Here is a 2368-nt window from a genome sequence, read left to right on the forward strand (position 1 = left end):
TATTAGCCTTTGTACTCCAGTTAGTTCAAGTGGGATGGTTCTACCGTTTGCGTGGCTTACCTCTGTGGGTAGTGTTTCTTCAGGATTTTCTGTGCGTAGTTTTGATAATCTTAGCTTTTGATGCTCCTGAACAAGGAGGATTAATCGCTTTACTGCTACTGTGGCTAGCCATTCGCAGTTCTAAGCATTGGTATCGTTGGTATGTTAGAGGGAAGCGTTCCCGTATCAGCGATCAAACCGATCACCAGAATCCTGACTGAAGGCGATAACTTTTAGGGGAGAATTGCTGGGCTATATTCGGGTGCATCTCACTTTTATAAATGTGGCGTAGGGTGCGTTAGGGGCGGGCTCGGCCTGATTTTCTCGGTTCCCAGTTTTGAAAAACCCAGCCCCGTAACGCACCACTCCCTCAAAGAATAAAAATCAGATGAACCCCTCTATTCGTGGTTGGTGAGGGTCTGTTGGGAGAGCCGTTTTTAGGTCTTTGTTGTTATGCCAACACCAAAATACTTTCTACCTCACTATCACCAAACTGACTAATGATCTCAAAGTTATCCCGCAGAATTTGAACCATCTTGGATGTGGGGCTATTGCGAGGGACGGAAGCGGGGAAGCCCTGTGTCTTTAGACCAGGGACGGGGCGTACTGCGCGGGAGACCCATGCAGACAGCCCCGTCCGAACCGCGACACGGGCGGATTTATCCGCCTGTAAGTATTTATAATGAATAATTGTAGCCATCTTTTTTGTGGATTGATTGACAATATTTGTGATTGATTCCAGAGACTATTCCCTTAGCAGTAGAGATATCAAAACTGCCTTTTGCACGACATAATACACGCCCAGCATAGCTACCTAATTTTTTTCCTTTTGGAACATTAGCTTTAACAATGTCGCCTGTTTTAAATCCAAAATGGACTTGCTGATTAGAGCGATGACGGACAGGGAAACCATTCTTGTTTGTCCCACACATTTGTCTATTACCATGTCCTGTTGATTTAATTATTAATGGTTGATTGGTCTCAACAATCAACTTATCAATAGTACCAACGCACGCTGCATCTAACCAATGAGTTTTGGGGAGTCCTAACCGACAACGATTGTATTTGGTTAACCCTCCTGAACCCGTTTCAACAGGGAGTCTGGTTAACTTCAGTTCGTTGTATAACTTACTCCGAGTCGAGTTAACAGCCGCAGCGTCTTTGAGTGGTGATTTAGCCTGTCTTAGAATCCGTTTGAGCAAGTCGGGCTTACCAGATAGAAACTGTTCGATATCTTGGTTTCCTTTAGTTTGGTTGCAGTCGTGACAGGCAATTGCTAGGTTAGAAACTCGATCAGAACCGCCTTTGGATTTGGGTTTGATATGCTCTATTTCTAGTCGGGCCTCAGTCGCACCGCAATAGGCGCATTTTCGATGCCATTTTTCTAACAGATATTCGCGGATTTCGTATCCATAAAGTTGTCCCTGCTGATATTTAACTCCTGAAACTTCGGGATTTTGAAGTTTTTGAGTATCAAATCTGACTAATTCTTGAGAGATGGAATTAATAGGGCAAAACTTAATTAAACGATTAACCCAGGTCATTGTTGTTTCAACTCTGTGGTTAAGACTTGGCGCGAGCCAACCAATAGGTCTAGTACGGTTAAGAAACCTGGGTAGACGATAACGAGTTTTACGGAAACGACGACTTCGACGTAGTTGACGACGACTGGTCAAGGCATCTTTAATCTGTTGACCCCTATGAGTTAATTCGCCTGCCCAAACAACGGCACTATTTAGAATTAACGCTAAACCCGTTGTCTTACTACCTGGGTCGATCTTAAGTTGACATTGTTTAGGTTGGCTCATGACCTCCTTTTTCAAAATAATGGTGAATGGATAACGACGAAATACCGCAGCCTTTTCAGCTTTTAATAAGCTTCTGGCTACTCCAGGTTTACAGGGTGTTAACGGTTTTTTGTTGGTATCCAAAACTAGAACGAAGTTAACAGACATTGTTGTGTCTCTTCTACTTACGTGTAATGTTTTCCTCGCCAATGTTTTTAAAGCTTGTTAAGCTAGCTGCACTTCCTTGCCCCTCGTAAAGATGTTTAACAACTAACGACAGTGCTACAAACTGGAAAGCATTTGTAGGTGTCATGACTCTAAAAACGTAGTCAATTAAGACTTAGGCTGGTCAGCTTCCTAAAGATAGAGGCATGATGCCCCGTCTCTTTAGAGCGGGGTGCTGACGCTCTGCTGCAGCAAGACAGGCTTTGATGTCTTCGGACGTTAGTTCAGAAAAATCTTCTAGAATTTCTGCTTCTGTCATTCCCCCGGCCAGATATTCTAAAATGTCGTAGACGGTAATGCGCATGCCTCTGATGCAG

General features: G+C 43.8%; 3 protein-coding genes. 1 reads left to right on the forward strand and 2 read right to left on the reverse strand.

Going from position 1 to position 2368, the window contains the following annotated elements:
• A partial coding sequence (locus F6K38_RS39565; protein ID WP_287360368.1) for a DUF4126 family protein occupies nucleotides 1-260 on the forward strand: 260 nt, incomplete at its 5' end.
• A gap of 456 nt (nucleotides 261-716) precedes the next feature.
• On the opposite strand, the gene iscB is transcribed toward F6K38_RS39565, so the two are convergent.
• Together iscB and F6K38_RS39575 are read right to left on the reverse strand one after the other, a co-directional pair.
• Nucleotides 717-1994, reverse strand: coding sequence for an RNA-guided endonuclease IscB (iscB, locus tag F6K38_RS39570; RefSeq protein WP_287360370.1), 1278 nt, complete (start codon nucleotides 1992-1994; stop codon nucleotides 717-719).
• A 181-nt stretch (nucleotides 1995-2175) separates the two neighbouring features.
• The coding region (locus tag F6K38_RS39575; RefSeq protein ID WP_287360371.1) for a DUF433 domain-containing protein at nucleotides 2176-2368 on the reverse strand (193 nt) is incomplete at its 5' end.

Source organism: Moorena sp. SIO3B2 (assembly GCF_010692525.1).
GTDB classification, from domain to species: domain Bacteria; phylum Cyanobacteriota; class Cyanobacteriia; order Cyanobacteriales; family Coleofasciculaceae; genus Moorena; species Moorena producens.